Source organism: Arthrobacter sp. Bz4 (assembly GCF_003075455.1).
In the GTDB taxonomy this organism is placed as follows: Bacteria; Actinomycetota; Actinomycetes; order Actinomycetales; family Micrococcaceae; genus Arthrobacter_D.
This window is the reverse complement of the sequence record NZ_QDAE01000006.1, coordinates 145,785-161,924: the sequence shown is the minus strand read 5'-3', so window position 1 is coordinate 161,924 and position 16,140 is coordinate 145,785. Positions and strand designations below refer to the sequence as shown.

The following is a 16,140-nucleotide window of genomic DNA, read 5'->3' as shown; positions in this document are numbered from 1 at the left end:
TTGGGTAGAAGATTTGTCACCTCAGTTTACGCGGGGAACGCCGCAGACTTCACCGTCACCCGGGAGACGAAGCGATTGGTCAGTTTTTCAGGGTCCAGGCGGCACCGTCGGCGGTGTCCTCGATGACAATGCCAGCACTGGTGAGGGCGTCGCGGATGGCGTCGGCCTGCGCCCAGTCCTTCGTTTCGCGGGCAATCGTTCGCTGCAGCAGTTGCGATGTGATGAGGGTGTCCAGCGCCTTGTGCTCGGGACTGCGTGGGCCCTTGCCGGGGTCCTGAACATCGTCGAGTCCCAGAATTCCGGTCATGGTCATCACATCGACGAACGCCGTTCTGGTGGCTTCGCTGTCCCCGGCGGCCAGGGCAGTGTTACCGGCCCTCACGGTGTCGTGGAGGACCGCGAGTGCCTGGGGCACGTTGAGGTCGTCGTTCATTGCGGCGCTGAAGGCTTCCGGTGCACCGGGGGAAACGAACCCGAGCCCGTTCGGGAACTCCCGGGCGGCGGCCTTCGCCAGGAACCCGTCGATGCGCTCCACGGCGGCGCCCGCTTCCTGCAGGGAGGTGGGACGGTAGTCGAGCACCGACCGGTAGTGCGCCTGCCCCAGGTAGTACCTGACCACGCGGGGGCTGGCCAGTTCGAGCATGTCAGCCGGGCTCACCGTGTTGCCGATCGACTTGGACATCTTCTCGCCCTCGAAAGTGACCATGCCGTTGTGCATCCAGTACCTGGCAAACGTGTGGCCGGCGGCCTGCGACTGGGCCATCTCGTTTTCGTGGTGCGGGAACCGCAGGTCCAGGCCGCCGCCGTGGATGTCGAACTCGGTACCCAGGTACTTGGTGACCATCGCTGAGCATTCAAGGTGCCAGCCCGGCCGACCGGGTCCCCAGGGGCTGGGCCAGGCAGCGGTTTCGGGCTCGCCTTCCTTCCACCCCTTCCACAGGGCGAAGTCGCGCGGATCCCGTTTCCGGTTGACGAACTCAGGCTCGACATCCGTGGCGCTCTGCATGTCGTCGATGTTCTGCCGGGTCAGCGAGCCGTACCCTTTCCAGGATCGAACGTCGAAGTAGACGTCGCCCGACTCGTCGTTCGCCGGGTAGGCATGACCCCGATCGATCAGCAACTGGATCAACGAGTGCATTTCGGGGATGTGACCGGTGGCGCGTGGTTCGTAGGTCGGGCGGCGCACCCCGAGGGTGTCGTACGCCCGCTGGAATTCCAGTTCGTAGCGGTACGCCAGCGCCCACCACTGTTCGCCGCGTAACTGGGGCGGGAGGGCGTCGTCGTGCTCGGATTCCTGGGCGCGGGCCAGGATCTTGTCGTCGATATCGGTGACGTTGCGGACCGTGGTGACCCGGTAGCCGCTCGCGGTCAGCCAGCGGGAGAGCTGGTCGAATGCGATCGCCGACCGGATATGTCCTACGTGGGGCATCCCCTGCACTGTGGCACCGCAGTAGTACAGCCCTACCTCGCCCTGCTTGACGGGGACAAAGTCGCGGGTCTGGGCGGTTGCGGTGTCATAGAATCTCAGGCTCACCGCTCCAGATTAGCCGGTCGCGGTGGCTTGCTTCACCCTGCGGCCGATCTGGTGCCGTCCCCCACCCGGACGACGACGGCGGTCGCCACCGCGGCGATGCCCTCGCCTTTTCCGGTGAATCCGAGCCCGTCGGTGGTGGTTGCCGACACGCTGACGGGTCCGCCCATCGCGGCGCTGAGCACTGCTTCCGCCTCGGCCCGGCGGGGTGAGAACTTGGGCCGGTTCCCCACCAGCTGCACGGCAACGTTGCCGATCTCGAATCCGGCGCGACGCACAATCCGCGCGGCTTCGGTCAGCAGGCTGACCCCCGAAGCGCCGGCGAATTCGGGGCGATCGGTGCCGAAATGGGTGCCGAGGTCACCGACTCCCGCGGCGGAGAAGAGCGCGTCCGCGGCGGCGTGAGCCACGGCGTCGCCGTCGGAATGGCCGCTCAGACCACGTTCGCCGTCCCAGAGCAGACCCGCGAGCCACAGCGGCCGGGGTGCATCCACGGGGGCAAACGCGTGCACGTCAACGCCGATGCCGGTGCGGGGCAGGATCATGGTGTGGTCTTCCCTGTCGGGGTCTGGGCAAGAATTTCCGCGAGGAGGAGGTCCTGGGCAGTGGTCACTTTGAACGCGGCGTCCGCCCCCTCCACCACCCGTACCGGGATGCCCAGCCGTTCCATCAGCGTGGCATCGTCGGTCACTGCTGCCCCCGGTTGCTGGTGGGCGCGACGGAGGGTGTCCAGGTTGAAACCCTGGGGTGTCTGGACTGCGCGGAGAGTGTCGCGGGGTGGGGTGTCGATGACCAATCCGCAGTCGACAGTTTTGATGGTGTCGACCACGGGGATGACGGGAATCACCGCTTCGGCGCCGTCGCGTAATGCGGCGACCACCCGGCGGAAAACTATCGGCGGGGTGAGCGCGCGGGCGGCGTCATGGACCAGGACCAGGCCGATGCCTGATCCCAAACCTGAGAGGCCGGCCGCCACCGAATCGGGTCGTGAAGCGCCCCCGTCAACCACTCGCACGGGAGTCTCGGAGGAGACGCCGACGACGGCGGCGCGGAGCTCAAGGTCTCCGGCTGGGACGACCACGCAGATCTCGGCGGCGATCTCCGCGTCGAGAACCCCCTGGAGTGCGTGCTCGAGGATGCTCCGGCCAGCAAACTTCACCTGGGCTTTGGGAATGCCGCGGCCCAGCCTCTGTCCGGCGCCGCCGGCGACAATGATGACCCCGACCTGCGCGTGGGCGGATTCGAGCTGGGAACTGGTTTCTGACACCTGATTACCCTATGCCAGGACATGAAAAAGGGACCGCCCACCAGGGCGGCCCCTCAACAAACCCGGTTGTTAGACCGATTAGGAAGCTAGAACCTCATCAAGAACGCTTGCGGCCTTCTCTTCGTCGGTTTTCTCTGCGAGTGCCAGCTCGGAGATCAGAATCTGCCGCGCCTTGGCGAGCATCCTCTTCTCCCCTGCGGACAACCCACGGTCATGATCACGGCGCCACAGGTCGCGGACTACTTCCGCAACCTTGATCACGTCACCCGAGGCAAGCTTTTCAAGGTTTGCCTTGTAGCGGCGCGACCAGTTGGTTGGCTCTTCAGTGAACTCGGCCCGCAGCACATCGAACACATGCTGGAGACCCTCTTTGCCCACTACGTCGCGCACCCCAACGAGGTCTACGTTTTCTGCTGGAACTTCAATGGTTAGATCACCCTGCGCCACCTTGAGCTTGAGATACATTTTCTCTTCGCCCTTTATCACGCGCATCTTGATCTCTTCGATCTTCGCTGCGCCGTGGTGAGGATAAACTACTGTTTCGCCGACCTCAAAAACCATGTGGACTTTCCCCTTTCCCGCAGATCAGTTTATCACGAATTCGACACGCCCAAGGCGTGTTTTCGCAGGTCAGCCGGGACTTATGGAAATAGGTGGCTATGATTCGCCCCTTGACGAATGAGGCTTTAAGTGATCCACGTCGCTCTGAAAGAGTTGTCCGGGTGCTGCAGTGCTCCATCATCGGGCCGATTTTCCCGATAGGCTGTAGGGAGAGATTCAACTAGCTGTTCCCCCATGCTGATCGACCACCGTAGGAGTTTGCGCTGTGAAGAGTGACCGAATCAATCCCCTGCAGCACATCCGGGCGAAGCGAAGCCTGGCTGCCGGTGCGGCTCTGGTCGCTGTCCTTGGTGCCACCGGTTGCAGCGTGACGAGCGAGCAGGCCACCACCATCCAGTACGCAGCATCGGATGGAATCGTCGACGAGGTGGGCCCGCTTGAACTCCGCAACATCCTGATCATCACCTCCGAAGAAGGTGAACCGGGCACCATCCTCGGAACGGTGTTCAATCCCTCAGACTCAGCGGTGCAGCTCACCATCGAGGGCGAAAACTCGTCGGTCGACGTCACTGTCCCCGCTGAGGGCAAATGGGTCTTTGAAGACGAGACCACCGATGATGGAGTGCTCGAGGGCGTCAGCGAAATCCCCGGCGCCTGGTAGATCTGAACTTTGTCGTCAACTCGGAGAGCGTCGAGCTGCGGGTGCCTGTCCTGGACGGGACCCTCGCGGAATACCGGGAGTACGTCCCGGGTGGTTACACCCCTGAGCCCACCCCAACGCCGGAAGAGACCGGCGAAGAGGAAGAGTAACCCTCAGGACTCGTATTTGTAGCCTAGGCCACGCACTGTCACCAGGTGGCTTGGGTTCGACGGGTCGGTTTCGATCTTTCCCCGGAGCCGTTTGACGTGCACGTCGAGGGTCTTGGTGTCGCCGACGTAGTCCGAACCCCAGACCCGATCAATGAGTTGGCCCCTGGTCAGCACCCTGCCCGCATTGCGCAGCAGCATCTCCAACAGTTCGAACTCTTTCAGCGGCATGGATACCGGATCACCGTTGACACTGACCGTGTGCCGTTCAATATCCATCCGCACGGGGCCCGACTGCACGGTGCTGGAAATAAGTTCTTCGGGTTCGGCCTGCCGGCGGAGGACAGCGCGAATCCTTGCCACGAGCTCACGGGACGAATAAGGCTTGGTGACGTAATCATCGGCGCCAAGCTCCAGGCCAACCACCTTGTCAATCTCGGCGTCCTTGGCGGTGAGCATGATGACCGGAACACTTGAACGCTGGCGCAGCTGCCGGCAGACCTCGGTGCCGGACTGGCCTGGTAGCTGCAGGTCAAGCAGCACCAGATCGGCGCCGGCCCGGTCGAATTCGACGATGGCTTCTATCCCGTCTCCCACCACCGCCACCTCGAACCCTTCCCTGCCGAGCAGATAGGACAGGGGGTCACTGAAGGACTCTTCGTCCTCCACGATCAGGATGCGGGTCAAACGCTCACTCCTTGTTCATGGGCGGAGGTTCCGCCCGGCTTCTCATCGGATTTTCCGCCTGGCTTACCCGGCGATTTGTCGCTTCGCCTGTCGCCGGAGACAACACGCTCCTCCGCCGTTTCGGCGTCGGCCTCCATTTCGGGGAGACGGACGGTGAAGGTACTACCCTGGCCGTTCTGGGACCAGACGGTCACCTCGCCACCGTGGTTCGAGACCACATGCTTGACGATACTGAGCCCCAGTCCGGTGCCCCCTGTCTGACGGGATCGGGCTGCGTCGATCCGATAGAACCGCTCGAACACCCGCTCCTGCTCCTCAGCGGTGATGCCGATTCCTTGATCGGTGACCGAGATTTCGGCGAGTCCGTCGCGGGACCGCAGACCGACCCCGACCCGGGTGCGCTCGGGTGAGTACCGGATGGCGTTGTCGATCAGGTTGCGGAAGGCGGTCATCAACAGATCCGGGTCGCCGTAGACGGGCTCGTTGATCCGCCCTCCCACCACAATGTCGATCTGCTTGCTTTCTGCCGGCAGCCGGTTTCGGTCCACCGCCTCGGCGATCACCGTGTTGATATCCACAGGGCGACCGCGCCGCACGACGTCGGCGCCCTGCAGCCGTGAGAGTTCGATGATGTCCTGGACCAGGGCCGACAACCGGGCCGATTCCTTGTGCATTCGGCGGGCGAACCGCCGGACCGCTTCCTGGTCTTCGGCCGCGTCGTCCAGGGCCTCAGCGAGCAGTGAAATGGCGCCAACGGGCGTCTTGAGCTCGTGTGACACGTTGGCCACGAAGTCGTTGCGGATTTCCTCGGTGCGGGTGATTTCCGTGCGGTCATCGGCGAGGATCAGGACGTACTCTTCGCCCAGTGAAGCCACCCGGGCGAGCACGATAATGGTGCCCTGCCCCAGCGGTCCGCGGGGTAGTTCAAGCTGTTTCTGCTCGATCACACCGTCCCGGCGCACCCGTGCCGTCAGTTCGAGCAGCTCGGCGTGGACCACCGTGTGGCCGCGCACCAGGCCGAAGGCGTACGCCGCAGGGCTGGCTCGCACCACACCGTCGATGGCATCCACCACCACATAAGCCCGGCCAATAATCGACAGCACCTCCGCTGCCCCTTCGGGAAGGGTCGGCTCGTCCACGAAGAGCAGGGAACGCCGCTGGATTTCGCTCAGCCTGAAGGCAGCCATGCCGAAGGTGCCCACGGCGACGCCCACCAGCCCAGCGATCAGAATAAGAAGAACGGGATCCACATGCCTAGCTTATGCGCACCTTTGGTGTGGGGTTGAGTCTTCCGGTGGCAATAGGGAAGTGGTTCAACTAACGTTCACTCAAAGGTGCATAACAGTTCATCACCAACTGAGAATGTGCTGTGTGGGACTGTGCATAGACGTACGCAGTCATCTCTATGGAAAGGATGCCTCCCGTGCGGAAGGTTTTTCAGGCAGAGCTTCACCAGATAGGTGAACAGCTCATCGAAATATCGCAGCTGGTTGCGAACGCGATGGACAAGGCAACCATCGCGTTTGAAACCGCTGACACCGAACTTGCCCAGGATGTGATCGCAGCCGACGCACGCATTGATTTCCTCCAGAACGACCTCGACGAGCGCGCGATCGACATTCTCGCCCTGCAGGGCCCGGTTGCGAGCGACCTGCGGATGATCGTGGGGGCGCTTCGAATGAGCGCCTCGCTGGAACGCATGGGGGATCTGGCCCGCCACGTGGCACAGCTTGCCCGGCTCCGGTACCCGGACCACGTAATTCCGGCGGCGATCCGACCCACCTTCGAGGAAATGGCCCAGCTGGATCAGCAGATCGCCATTAAGGTGAAGCATCTGCTGGAGACCCGCAACCTCCAGCTGAGCAACGAAATCTATGCCCACAATGCGCGGATCAACGAACTGCACGCTGGCGTGTTCAAGGCCCTCGCCTCACCCGAATGGGATGTTTCAGCTCCCATCACTGTCGATGTGACCCTGGCCAGCCGGTACTTCGAACGATTCGCCGATCATGGCGTCTCGGTTGCACGTAAGGTCACCTACCTGGTGACCGGTGAATGGCAGCCCAGCGCACCACTGATCTAAAACGACATATCGCCGGGTTAGCCCCCAGGCCTGAACGACGACGCCGGCCCCGTGAGGGGGACCGGCCGTCGTCGTCGTTGGTTGACTGTTAGTGCTTGCCCTGGTTGGCGACGGCTTCAATCGCTGCGGCTGCGGCGTCAGCGTCGAGGTAGGTGCCGCCAGCCTTGACTGGCACCAGGTTTTCGTCCAGCTCGTAGATCAGCGGGATACCGGTGGGGATGTTCAGCGACGCGATGTCGGCGTCGCTGATGCCGTCGAGGTGCTTCACCAGCGCGCGCAGCGAATTTCCGTGAGCTGCGATGAGGACCGTCTTGCCCGCTTTGATGTCGGGGGCGATGTCAGATTCCCAGTATGGGAGGAACCGGTCGAGGACGTCCTTGAGACATTCGGTGCGGGGAACGGCGTCGCCGAGGTCCGCGTAGCGCGGGTCGTTGGCCTGGGAAAACTCGCTGCTGTCCTCGATGGGCGGCGGCGGGGTGTCATAGGAGCGTCGCCACTCCATGAACTGGGCTTCACCGAACTCGGCGAGCGTCTGCGCCTTGTCCTTGCCCTGCAGGGCTCCGTAGTGGCGTTCGTTGAGCCGCCAGTGGCGTTTGACGTCAATCCAGCTGCGGTCAGCGGCTTCGAGAGCGAGGTTGGCCGTGATGATGGCCCGCTTTTGCCGTGAGGTGTAAACGATGTCGGGGAGAAGCCCGGCCTCGACGAGCAGTTCACCGCCTCGGATGGCTTCGGCACGGCCCTGTTCGGTGAGCGGCACATCAACCCACCCGGTGAAGAGGTTTTTCTCGTTCCACTCACTTTGGCCGTGGCGGAGCAGGATCACTTTGTAGGAAGTCATGGGTTTAGTCTGCCGTATGGGAGGCTCAGGTTCATCCGTCGTGCACTTCTGTTACTGGCGGTGGGTTACCACGGGCCGTAGGGACCGCTGCCACCCCGCACCTCGGAGACGGCCGGTTTCACGTCTGCGAGGTAGACGCACGCCGCAATCACTGCGACGATCTGCAGCAGGCCGAAGAGCCCAGATGCGGTCACGAGGACCGTCAGCACGCCAACGGTGGCAGCTCCACCGGTCATCGCGGTCCAGAAGCCCTTGGTGCGCTTCATCGTGGCCTCAAAGTTCGCGGCGGGCCGCCTCACGCAATCGACAAGCGCCCAGATCTCAATACCAACCGCCACCAACCCGAGCGCCAGGTACAGATAATTCCGAATGTCATAAGCGATGTTCACGGGTCCAGCTTATCGGGTGGAGTCGTCGAGTTCTCCCAGCCCGGCCAGGGCCTGCTCCAGATCCGCCCACAGGTCCTCGGGGTTTTCGATCCCAACCGAGAGCCGCACCAGGGATTCCGGCACGGTCACCGGCTCGCCGGTCTGCCGCCGCCGTCGTTCGATCAATGATTCGACGCCACCCAGGGAAGTTGCTGGCAGCCACAGGCGCACCGCCGAGACCAGGGCCTCGGCTGCTGCCACATCTGCCAGTTCGATGCTGATAATTGAGCCGAAGCCGTTCAGCTGGTCGGCGGCGCGCTGGTGCCCGGGATCTTCGGGTAGTCCGGGGAACCGAACCCTGGTCAGAGCCGGGTGGTACTGGAGTTTGCGCGCAAGGTACAGGGCCGTGGCCTGGGACCGTTCAACCCGGAGGGCCAGCGTACGTAGCCCGCGGAGCGCCAGCCAGACCTCGAACGGTCCGGCAATGGCCCCATACAGGGTGCGGTGCTTGAGCAGTTTCGCCTGCAGATCAGGGTCGGAGGTGGCCAGGGCGCCCAGGACGACGTCGGAGTGACCGGCCAGATACTTGGTCACCGAGTGGAGCACGACGTCGGCGCCGAAGTCCAGGGGCCGGCAAACCAGGGGCGTGTTGAACGTGTTGTCAACCACCACCGTGACTCCAGCCTTTTTCGCGGCGCTGATGATGGTGCGCAGGTCGGCCACTTCGAGCATGGGGTTGGTGGGGCTTTCCAGCCAGAGCAGGTCGGTGCCGGCCAGGGCGGCGAGCACCTGGTCAGTGTCGGCGACGTCAACCGTCTGCACAGTGAACCGGCCGCGCGACGCCTCATCACCGGCGAGGCTGAGCGACCCGGCGTAGGCGTGGCGGGGCATGACAACGTTGCCGCCCGTCGGCACCAGCGACAACGCGGCAGCAGCAGCACCCAGGCCTGAGCTGAACACGCGGGCCGGCAGCGCCGCACCCTCGAGCTTGCCGAGGGCTTCCTCGAACGGGTCCCAGGTGGGGTTGGACATGCGGCCATAGATGCGGTCCCCCGCCGCTGGATCCACCGCCTCGTGGAAGGTAGAGGACAGCACGATCGGCGGGTTCACCGGGGCATCGTGCTCCCGCGGGGGACGGCCGGCGGCCACCACTATCGTGTCCGGGGCGAGCTGGTGGTGATCGTGGTGGGTCATGGGTTCAGGGTAGTTGGCCGTGGCGACCGGGTGAAATGTGACCCGCTCCCCTGGGCCGGGTGACGGCCGGCAGGACAAGTGTGTCGGTGATCCTCGATAGGCTGGTCGGGTGAGTACACCATCCGCACGCCGCACGTCCGGGCTGTTCATTGCTTTCGAAGGCGGCGACGGCGCCGGCAAGTCCACCCAGGCGGGTCTGCTGGCCACCGCGCTGCAGAAACGCGGCCTTGAAGTGATACGCACCCGGGAACCTGGTGGCACGGTCATTGGGGAGAAACTCCGCTCTCTGGTCCTCGATCACGGTCAGGGCGACATTGATCCCCGGACCGAGGCCCTCATCTTCGCGGCGTCCAGGGCGGCGCATGTCCACCAGACGATCCTGCCCGCGCTGGAGCGGGGCGCCGTCGTCGTCTGCGATCGATACATCGACTCCTCGGTGGCCTATCAGGGCGCCGGGCGCGGCCTGGGGACGGATAGCGTGCTCGAGGTCAACTTGTGGGCCGTCGAGGGGTTGCGCCCCGATCTCACGGTGCTGCTCGACGTCGACCCGTTGGAGGGGCGTGGACGCCGGATGCAGAACGGGGCTGAGGACCGGCTGGAATCCGAGCCGGACATTTTCCATGCGCTGATCCGCGGGGCGTTCCTCGAACGGGCGGCCGCCGACCCGGCCCAATATCTGGTGCTGCCGGCCCGGAACCCGGTCACTGACTTGGCGGACGCCATCCTCAAAGCAGTCGAGGAGCATCTGTCGTGAGCGTATGGACCTTCCTGATGGGTCAGGAGCCCGTGGTTGAGCAGCTCAAACGCGCCGCGTCTGCCGGTCAGCCGAACCACGCCTGGCTGTTCACCGGTCCACCGGGATCGGGTCGGTCCAACGCCGCACGGGCATTCGCCGCCGCACTGCTCTGCGACCGGGACGCATTGGACGAGCGAGGTTGCGGGGAGTGCAGGGCATGCCGGACCGCCCTGGCAGGCTCGCACGCCGACATCACCAACGTCACCACCGAAAAAGTGACAATCAGCATTGATGAGGCGCGGGAACTGGTTCGTAAAGCACAGGACAAGCCGTCCACCGGCCGCTGGCGGGTCATCATCGTGGAGGACGCCGACCGGATGCAGGAGCGCAGCACCAATGTGCTGTTGAAGGCCATCGAAGAGCCGCCGCCCCGGACTATCTGGTTGCTGTGCGCGCCGAGCCCCGGCGACGTGCTGGTGACCATCAGATCCCGGTGCCGGGCCGTCAACCTGCGACTGCCGCCGGTGCAGGACGTGGCCGACCTGTTGGTCCGCCGCGACGGAATCGATCCGGCGACGGCGGAAGCCGCAGCGCGGGCAGCGCAAAGCCACATCGGCGTGGCCAAACGGCTCGCCACCGACGACGGCGCCCGGGACCGGCGGAACCAGATCGTGAGATTGCCGCTTGATCTGAAGAGCGTCGCCGGGGCAATGAAGGCGGCGGCGGACCTGGTGAAACTAGCCGAGGCCGAGGCGCAGAGCTCCTTCGAGCAGCGGGATGCCCAGGAGAAGGCCACACTGCTCGCTACCCTCGGCGCGCCCGAAAGCGGCACCCTGCCGCCGGCTATCCGGGGGCAGGTCAAGCGGTTGGAGGATGACCAGACCCGCAGGGCCAAGCGGTCGAAGAACGACTACTTTGACCGTGCGCTGACCGACCTGACGTCCTTCTACCGGGATGTGCTGATGCTGCAGGTTTCCAGCGGTCGCGATCTGGTGAACGAGCCGCTGCGCCCCGAGCTGGAGGCGTTCGCCCGGTCCGGGACACCCGAGGGGACACTGGTGCGGATTGAGGCCATCAACAAAGTGCGGGACCGGATCGTTAACACCAACGTTGCCCCGTTGCTTGCCATCGAGGCCATGGCAGTCAGCCTCCTCCCCGAAAAGGATTACACCGCGTGAGACGTTTTCCCCACCGTCGTCTGGCCTCAGCCGCCGTCGTCCTCTCCGGCGCGCTGGCGCTGTCCGGCTGCCAGCTGCTCTCCCCCGGGCCGGGCGATGGTCCGGAAACGGGGGTCGAATCAGTGAACCCCGAGGTCGTTGGGGATGTGCCCGCGGACCTCGAAAGCTTCTACACCCAGGAGGTGGCCTGGGAGCTGTGCGAGGAGACGTTCGCCTGCGCCACCGTCCAGGTCCCGCTGGATTACGCCGACCCTGCGCGCGACTCGATCAATATCGCCCTGATTCGCAGCGACGCGACGGGCGAATCCCAGGGTTCGGTGCTGGTCAATCCGGGCGGCCCGGGCGGGTCCGGCGTCAACATCGTCAAGGACGCACTGACGTACGTCACCAGCGACCGGTTGCGGGAGGCTTACGACGTCGTCGGCTTCGACCCCCGCGGGGTGGGGAAATCGTCGGCCGTCGACTGCCAGACCGACGAGGAGCGCGAAGCGGACAGGCTGGAATATCTGGAGCCGGAGATCTCGACGAGGAAGCGTTTGAGACGCTCACCGCCGAAGCCGAGGACTTCGCCGCACAGTGCGCCGAACGAACCGGTGAGCTGCTCGGGTACGTGGACACCGACAGCGCGGCCCGCGACCTGGACATTCTGCGTGCCGCCGTCGGCGACCAGGACCTCAACTACCTTGGGTTCTCCTACGGCACGGCACTCGGTGCGGCCTACGCCGAACTGTTCCCCGCCAACACCGGGCGACTGGTGCTGGACGGCGCAGTGGACCCGTCCTTAAGCAATGAAGAGATCACGCTGGGGCAGGCCCAGGCCTTCGAGACGGCGCTGCGCACCTATGTGGCTGACTGCCAGCTCTCCAGCGACTGCCCCCTTCCCGCCGGAATCGAGGAGGGCGTGGCAGTTATCCAGGACCTGTTCCGGTCGGTCGAGGAAAGTCCGATGACCGCCGCTGACGGCCGGCTGGTCACGATCGGCACCTTCTTCAGCGGCTTCATCCTGCCGCTGTATGACAACAACAACTGGACCCTGCTCACCGGCGCGCTCGACCAGGCGCTGCAGGGCGACCCGTCCGCGATGCTGCAACTGGCAGACCTCGGTGCTGAACGCGAAGCAGACGGCAGCTACCTCACCAACAGCAACGCAGCGTTCATCGCGATCAACTGCCTCGACTACCCGATGACCAATGACCCCGCGGCGTTGGCGGCCGACGCCGACGAACTAGCCGAGGCTTCGCCGACCTTCGGCCCCTATCTAGCCTACGGCGGGGTGACCTGCGACGCGTGGGAGTACGGGCCGGTGCTCGAGCCCGCTCCGGCGTCGGCCCCCGATGCCGCACCAATGCTGGTCATCGGCACCACCGGAGACCCCGCGACGCCCTACGACTGGTCGCTGGCGCTGGCGGATCAGCTCGAAACCTCAGTCCACGTCACCTGGGACGGCGAAGGTCACACCGCCTACGGTCGGGCCGGCGACTGCATCGGGGACCTCGTGGATGACTATTTCGTTGACGGCACGCTGCCCGAGGACGGTGTCAGCTGCGACTGACGCGCCCACCGTGGCTGCTTTTGACCTGCACGCGGCTGCTCTTATAGAGTTGACGCTTGTGGATTGGGCCGTGCTCACGCGCGTCTCCTGAAGCTTCAGCCTCCTTAGCTCAGTCGGTAGAGCGTCTCACTCGTAATGAGAAGGTCGCCAGTTCGACTCTGGCAGGAGGCTCCACTTCTTTAATCCGGTGAGCAACCCGGACACGCGTTAGCAACCTGGACACCGGTGAGGGAATTTCCCACACCGATGTCCAGGTTGCTTACCGGAGCGCGTGAAGCTAACGCGCCTGGCGGTTAGGCGAAGTCGGCAGTTGCCGGGTCCGCGCCGATACGCCCGTCGGCACCCTTATCGAGGGCGTTGATGGCGTCGATGTCCCCGGCGTCGAGCGTGACATCCAGGGCGTCCCAGTTCTCGACAATCCGAGACTCAGTGACTGACTTCGGGATCACCACGTTGCCGAGCGCGAGGTGCCAGGCCACGACAACCTGTGCCGGTGTGGCGTTGTGCTTGGAGGCGATCTCGACCAGGGCTGGGTCTTCGAGGAGCCCCTTGCCCGAACCCAGCGGCGACCAGGACTCGTGCAGGATGCCCTTCTCCTGATGGAAGGCCTTGAGCTCCGCCTGGTTGAAGAACGGGTGCGTCTCCACCTGGTTGATCACGGGAACGACTCCGGTTGCGTCGATGATCTCCTGAAGAGCCTCGACGGTGAAGTTCGACACCCCGATCGAAGTGACCCGCCCCTGCTTCTGCAGTTCGATCAGCGCCTTCCACGTATCAAGGTACTTACCCTGCTTCGGTTGCAGCCAATGGATCAGGTAAAGATCGAGCTTCTCCAGGCCAAGCTTCTCCATCGAGACGTCGAACGCCTTAAGCGTGCTCTCATAACCCTGGTCGGCGTTCCACAGCTTTGTGGTGATGAAAAGCTCGTCGCGGTCCAGACCGGAGGCAGCAATGGCCCGGCCTACACCCGCTTCGTTCTGGTAGGCGGCCGCCGTATCGATGTGGCGGTACCCGGCCTTGAAGGCGCGCCCGACGACGTCTTCCGCGGTTGCGTCGTCAACCTGCCATACGCCGTAGCCGAGCTGGGGGATGCTAACGCCATCGTGGAATGTGAGATTCGGTGAGGTAGTCATAAATGCCTTTCGCCGTGTGAATGAATGCGATGTCACTAAAGTGAACCGCTATCCACGCCGAATTATTTCGTCAGCACCCTTTTTATTGTCAGACGTTCAGGCTTGCCGCCAATTGACGTTCAGCTTCGGCAATATCTTCTTCGACCAGGTCGGCTCGCCTTTTCACGTTATCCAGGCCAGCAGATGCCAGCCCCCAGCGTTCGCCGTCGAGCCTCGCCATCGCGGCCGCCTCGGCCGTTGTCGCGAGGGAGTTTCCGGCCCTCGAAAGCGCCCTGTGTACTGGCGTGAGCGCGCCCGGGATGTCCAACCCCTGGCTGGGTGATGACGCCTGCGCGGTCACACAAATGGTGTGCACCCGTTCCAGCAGGGGCCCGAGCTCATTGGCCAGTCCGGCCAGCTGGTTATAGACCTCGTCGTCGGCCACGCCTTCAAGAATCTGGTGATACCGGTCCAGGCCGCGGCGGAAGCGGTCATGGGCACGCCGCCAGACGCCCGTGCCGAGCTCGGCATCGTCCTTGCGCCCTTGTCGGGCAGCGGAGAAGAATCCCATGGCGATCAGCGGCGCGCCAGTCTGGCTGGGGAATCGACGAACTCCAGGAGACGGGCCGGAGTGGTGTCTGTTTGAGCAAGACTCTGCTGTTTACTCATGGAATTATCGTCTCACGGTGCGCCACTGGGGAAGGCCCGGATGACTCCCCGTGGAGCTACCCCGGACTTCCTGCAGCCGAGGACCCGGCTAGTCGCCGACGATTTCCTGTGGTGACGACGACCGGTAGCATTGGTTCTCACGACGATCCAGCTCCTCGGTAATCTCCTCGAGTCGCCCCTCGGTCTCAGGGTCCGGTAGCCCATACCTGACGTATTCGGCGTCGAGTTCGCGATGAATCCTGCTGTTCAGGATCATCACCTCGGAGCTCTCCAACTGTGTCAGGTCGTCAGGGAACGCCTCATCGGGAGCGAGGCGGGTGGTGTCGGTCATGGGGGTCCTTCCAAGATGACTAAATACGAGGAGGCGCTGACAAAGCAGCAGGGCCAAACGGGTGACATCACCAGCTGGCCGGACGCAGGGCGGTCCTCACAGACGCGGAATTGCCGAGGGACAAGCCGTCTGAGAGATGCCCGCGGCGCGGGAGGATGTGGGTGTCTTGACCGGGGCCCGAAGGGGCAATCCGTGCAGCGTTAAGGCCATCGAAATCCTGTTTACGAGGAGAGGTTCCCGTGGCTGTCTGCTCAACCTGTCTATGACTATATCCCATCCCGACAAGACTGGGCGGCGCAGCTATTCAACACCGGATCGCCGACCAGAACCCGCCCGAGTCTCGCACCGATTAGAGTTGACTCCGTCAGGTGTGGGGTCGTTGAAGGACGCCAAGAAGTGGAGAACAGCATGTCAGAAGCCCAGCGGGTGGAGTCGGATATTCACAACGTTTTGCTGGACATGGTGATGGATAGCGACGACGTGAGCACTTTTCTCACCGGGCTCACCCAGCTGGCCGCGAAAACGCTGACGTCGAAGGCCTCCGGTGAGGTGCTGTGTGGGCTGACACTCCTCCGCCCCCGCACCATGGGGACGGTCGCCAGTAGCAGCGAGCTCGCCCGGAAGACCGACGAGATTCAGTACGCCTTCGACGACGGTCCGTGCCTGCGGGCCGCACGCGAAAACGTGACGGTCCACGTGCGCGATGTTCCCAATGACACCCGGTTCCCCGATTACCGGGACGCCGTCGCCGAGCACGGCATCCGCTCGGCGTTGGGGATACCCGTCCCCCTGGGCGGCGAGTCGCGGGCTGGTCTCGATTTCTATTCGACCGTGACCAACGCGTTCGACGACGACGCCGTCGCGGCTGCCGAAGCCTTTGCACTGGAAGCCTCCAAGTCCTTGCGGCTTGCGGTGCGGATGGCTCAGCTCAGCGATGCCAGCAAGCACCTCGAAGCCGCCATGCGGTCCCGCACGGTGATCGACCTTGCGGCAGGAATCATCATGGCCCAAAACCGGTGCTCGCAGGACGAGGCGGTCGAGATCCTGAAGTCCGCATCCAGTGCCCGCAACATCAAGTTGCGCGAAGTTGCCAGCGCGGTTGTGGCTTCGGCCAACCAGGCACCAACCACCACCCACTTCGAGAAGTAGCCCCCCGTTACAGAAATACACCGATCGTGCCCGCTGAGCGGGAAGGTCTAGACAGTCGGCGGATTCAAGTGGTCGTT

Annotated in this window: 18 protein-coding genes and 1 tRNA gene; 7 read left to right on the top strand and 12 right to left on the bottom strand. The window is 64.0% G+C overall.

The annotated features are described in order from the left end of the window. Positions 1-79 precede the first annotated feature (79 nt). The 4 genes from cysS to DDA93_RS07340 all read right to left on the bottom strand — a co-directional run bounded on the left by cysS (position 80) and on the right by DDA93_RS07340 (position 3,359). On the bottom strand, positions 80-1,534 hold the full coding sequence (gene cysS, locus DDA93_RS07355) for a cysteine--tRNA ligase (protein WP_019482368.1): 1,455 nt from the start codon (positions 1,532-1,534) through the stop codon (positions 80-82). A 32-nt stretch (positions 1,535-1,566) separates the two neighbouring features. Beyond that, the gene (gene ispF / locus DDA93_RS07350) at positions 1,567-2,076 is read right to left on the bottom strand and encodes a 2-C-methyl-D-erythritol 2,4-cyclodiphosphate synthase (RefSeq protein WP_019482367.1); all 510 of its coding nucleotides are present in this window, start codon (positions 2,074-2,076) and stop codon (positions 1,567-1,569) included. Next, a complete protein-coding gene (gene ispD, locus DDA93_RS07345; protein ID WP_019482366.1) occupies positions 2,073-2,798 on the bottom strand; it encodes a 2-C-methyl-D-erythritol 4-phosphate cytidylyltransferase in 726 nt (241 codons plus the stop codon). The genes ispF and ispD overlap by 4 nt, the downstream gene beginning before the upstream one ends. A 78-nt stretch (positions 2,799-2,876) precedes the next feature. Continuing rightward, positions 2,877-3,359 carry a CarD family transcriptional regulator gene (locus tag DDA93_RS07340; RefSeq protein ID WP_019482365.1) on the bottom strand — a complete coding sequence of 161 codons (483 nt, stop codon included), beginning with the start codon at positions 3,357-3,359 and terminating at the stop codon, positions 2,877-2,879. Between the two features lie 265 nt (positions 3,360-3,624). Between DDA93_RS07340 and DDA93_RS07335 the strand changes: the two genes are divergently transcribed. Beyond that, complete coding sequence (locus DDA93_RS07335; protein WP_116778386.1) at positions 3,625-4,020, top strand: hypothetical protein; 396 nt, start codon at positions 3,625-3,627, stop codon at positions 4,018-4,020. 152 nt (positions 4,021-4,172) lie between these two features. Here the strand turns inward: DDA93_RS07335 and DDA93_RS07330 are convergent, their stop codons facing one another. Together DDA93_RS07330 and DDA93_RS07325 are read right to left on the bottom strand one after the other, a co-directional pair. After that, on the bottom strand, positions 4,173-4,853 hold the full coding sequence (locus tag DDA93_RS07330) for a response regulator transcription factor (RefSeq protein WP_019482363.1): 681 nt from the start codon (positions 4,851-4,853) through the stop codon (positions 4,173-4,175). After that, a complete protein-coding gene (locus DDA93_RS07325; protein WP_019482362.1) occupies positions 4,850-6,103 on the bottom strand; it encodes an ATP-binding protein in 1,254 nt (417 codons plus the stop codon). The genes DDA93_RS07330 and DDA93_RS07325 overlap by 4 nt, the downstream gene beginning before the upstream one ends. Before the next feature lie 173 nt (positions 6,104-6,276). On the opposite strand from DDA93_RS07325, the gene phoU reads away from it, so the two are divergent. After that, positions 6,277-6,936, top strand: coding sequence for a phosphate signaling complex protein PhoU (gene phoU, locus DDA93_RS07320; protein ID WP_019482361.1), 660 nt, complete (start codon positions 6,277-6,279; stop codon positions 6,934-6,936). Between the two features lie 88 nt (positions 6,937-7,024). Here phoU and DDA93_RS07315 read toward each other — a convergent pair whose 3' ends face one another. The 3 genes from DDA93_RS07315 to DDA93_RS07305 form a co-directional block, all read right to left on the bottom strand. Further along, a complete protein-coding gene (locus DDA93_RS07315; RefSeq protein WP_019482360.1) occupies positions 7,025-7,774 on the bottom strand; it encodes a phosphoglyceromutase in 750 nt (249 codons plus the stop codon). A gap of 65 nt (positions 7,775-7,839) precedes the next feature. Next, a complete protein-coding gene (locus tag DDA93_RS07310; protein ID WP_116778385.1) occupies positions 7,840-8,163 on the bottom strand; it encodes a DUF2516 family protein in 324 nt (107 codons plus the stop codon). A 9-nt stretch (positions 8,164-8,172) separates the two neighbouring features. Then, entirely contained in the window at positions 8,173-9,336 is a 1,164-nt protein-coding gene (locus DDA93_RS07305) for a PLP-dependent aspartate aminotransferase family protein (RefSeq protein WP_116778384.1), read from the bottom strand. 109 nt (positions 9,337-9,445) lie between these two features. Between DDA93_RS07305 and tmk the strand changes: the two genes are divergently transcribed. The 4 genes from tmk (at position 9,446) to DDA93_RS07285 (ending at position 12,976) form a co-directional block, all read left to right on the top strand. Further along, positions 9,446-10,090 carry a dTMP kinase gene (gene tmk / locus DDA93_RS07300; RefSeq protein WP_024475483.1) on the top strand — a complete coding sequence of 215 codons (645 nt, stop codon included), beginning with the start codon at positions 9,446-9,448 and terminating at the stop codon, positions 10,088-10,090. Then, on the top strand, positions 10,087-11,250 hold the full coding sequence (locus tag DDA93_RS07295; RefSeq protein WP_024475482.1) for a DNA polymerase III subunit delta': 1,164 nt from the start codon (positions 10,087-10,089) through the stop codon (positions 11,248-11,250). The genes tmk and DDA93_RS07295 overlap by 4 nt, the downstream gene beginning before the upstream one ends. Before the next feature lie 610 nt (positions 11,251-11,860). Continuing rightward, entirely contained in the window at positions 11,861-12,802 is a 942-nt protein-coding gene (locus DDA93_RS07290; RefSeq protein WP_279325267.1) for an alpha/beta hydrolase, read from the top strand. Positions 12,803-12,900: 98 nt separating this feature from the next. Then, positions 12,901-12,976 (top strand) — tRNA-Thr (locus DDA93_RS07285). Positions 12,977-13,095: 119 nt separating this feature from the next. Here DDA93_RS07285 and DDA93_RS07280 read toward each other — a convergent pair. The 3 genes from DDA93_RS07280 to DDA93_RS07270 form a co-directional block, all read right to left on the bottom strand. Next, positions 13,096-13,935 (bottom strand): aldo/keto reductase, encoded by an 840-nt coding sequence (locus DDA93_RS07280; RefSeq protein ID WP_019482354.1) that lies wholly within the window; start codon positions 13,933-13,935, stop codon positions 13,096-13,098. 88 nt (positions 13,936-14,023) lie between these two features. Further along, positions 14,024-14,485 (bottom strand): hypothetical protein, encoded by a 462-nt coding sequence (locus DDA93_RS07275; protein ID WP_024475480.1) that lies wholly within the window; start codon positions 14,483-14,485, stop codon positions 14,024-14,026. 186 nt (positions 14,486-14,671) lie between these two features. Next, positions 14,672-14,914, bottom strand: coding sequence for a hypothetical protein (locus DDA93_RS07270; protein WP_019482352.1), 243 nt, complete (start codon positions 14,912-14,914; stop codon positions 14,672-14,674). Positions 14,915-15,322: 408 nt separating this feature from the next. Between DDA93_RS07270 and DDA93_RS07265 the strand changes: the two genes are divergently transcribed. Continuing rightward, on the top strand, positions 15,323-16,063 hold the full coding sequence (locus DDA93_RS07265) for a GAF and ANTAR domain-containing protein (protein WP_019482351.1): 741 nt from the start codon (positions 15,323-15,325) through the stop codon (positions 16,061-16,063). Positions 16,064-16,140 lie beyond the last annotated feature (77 nt).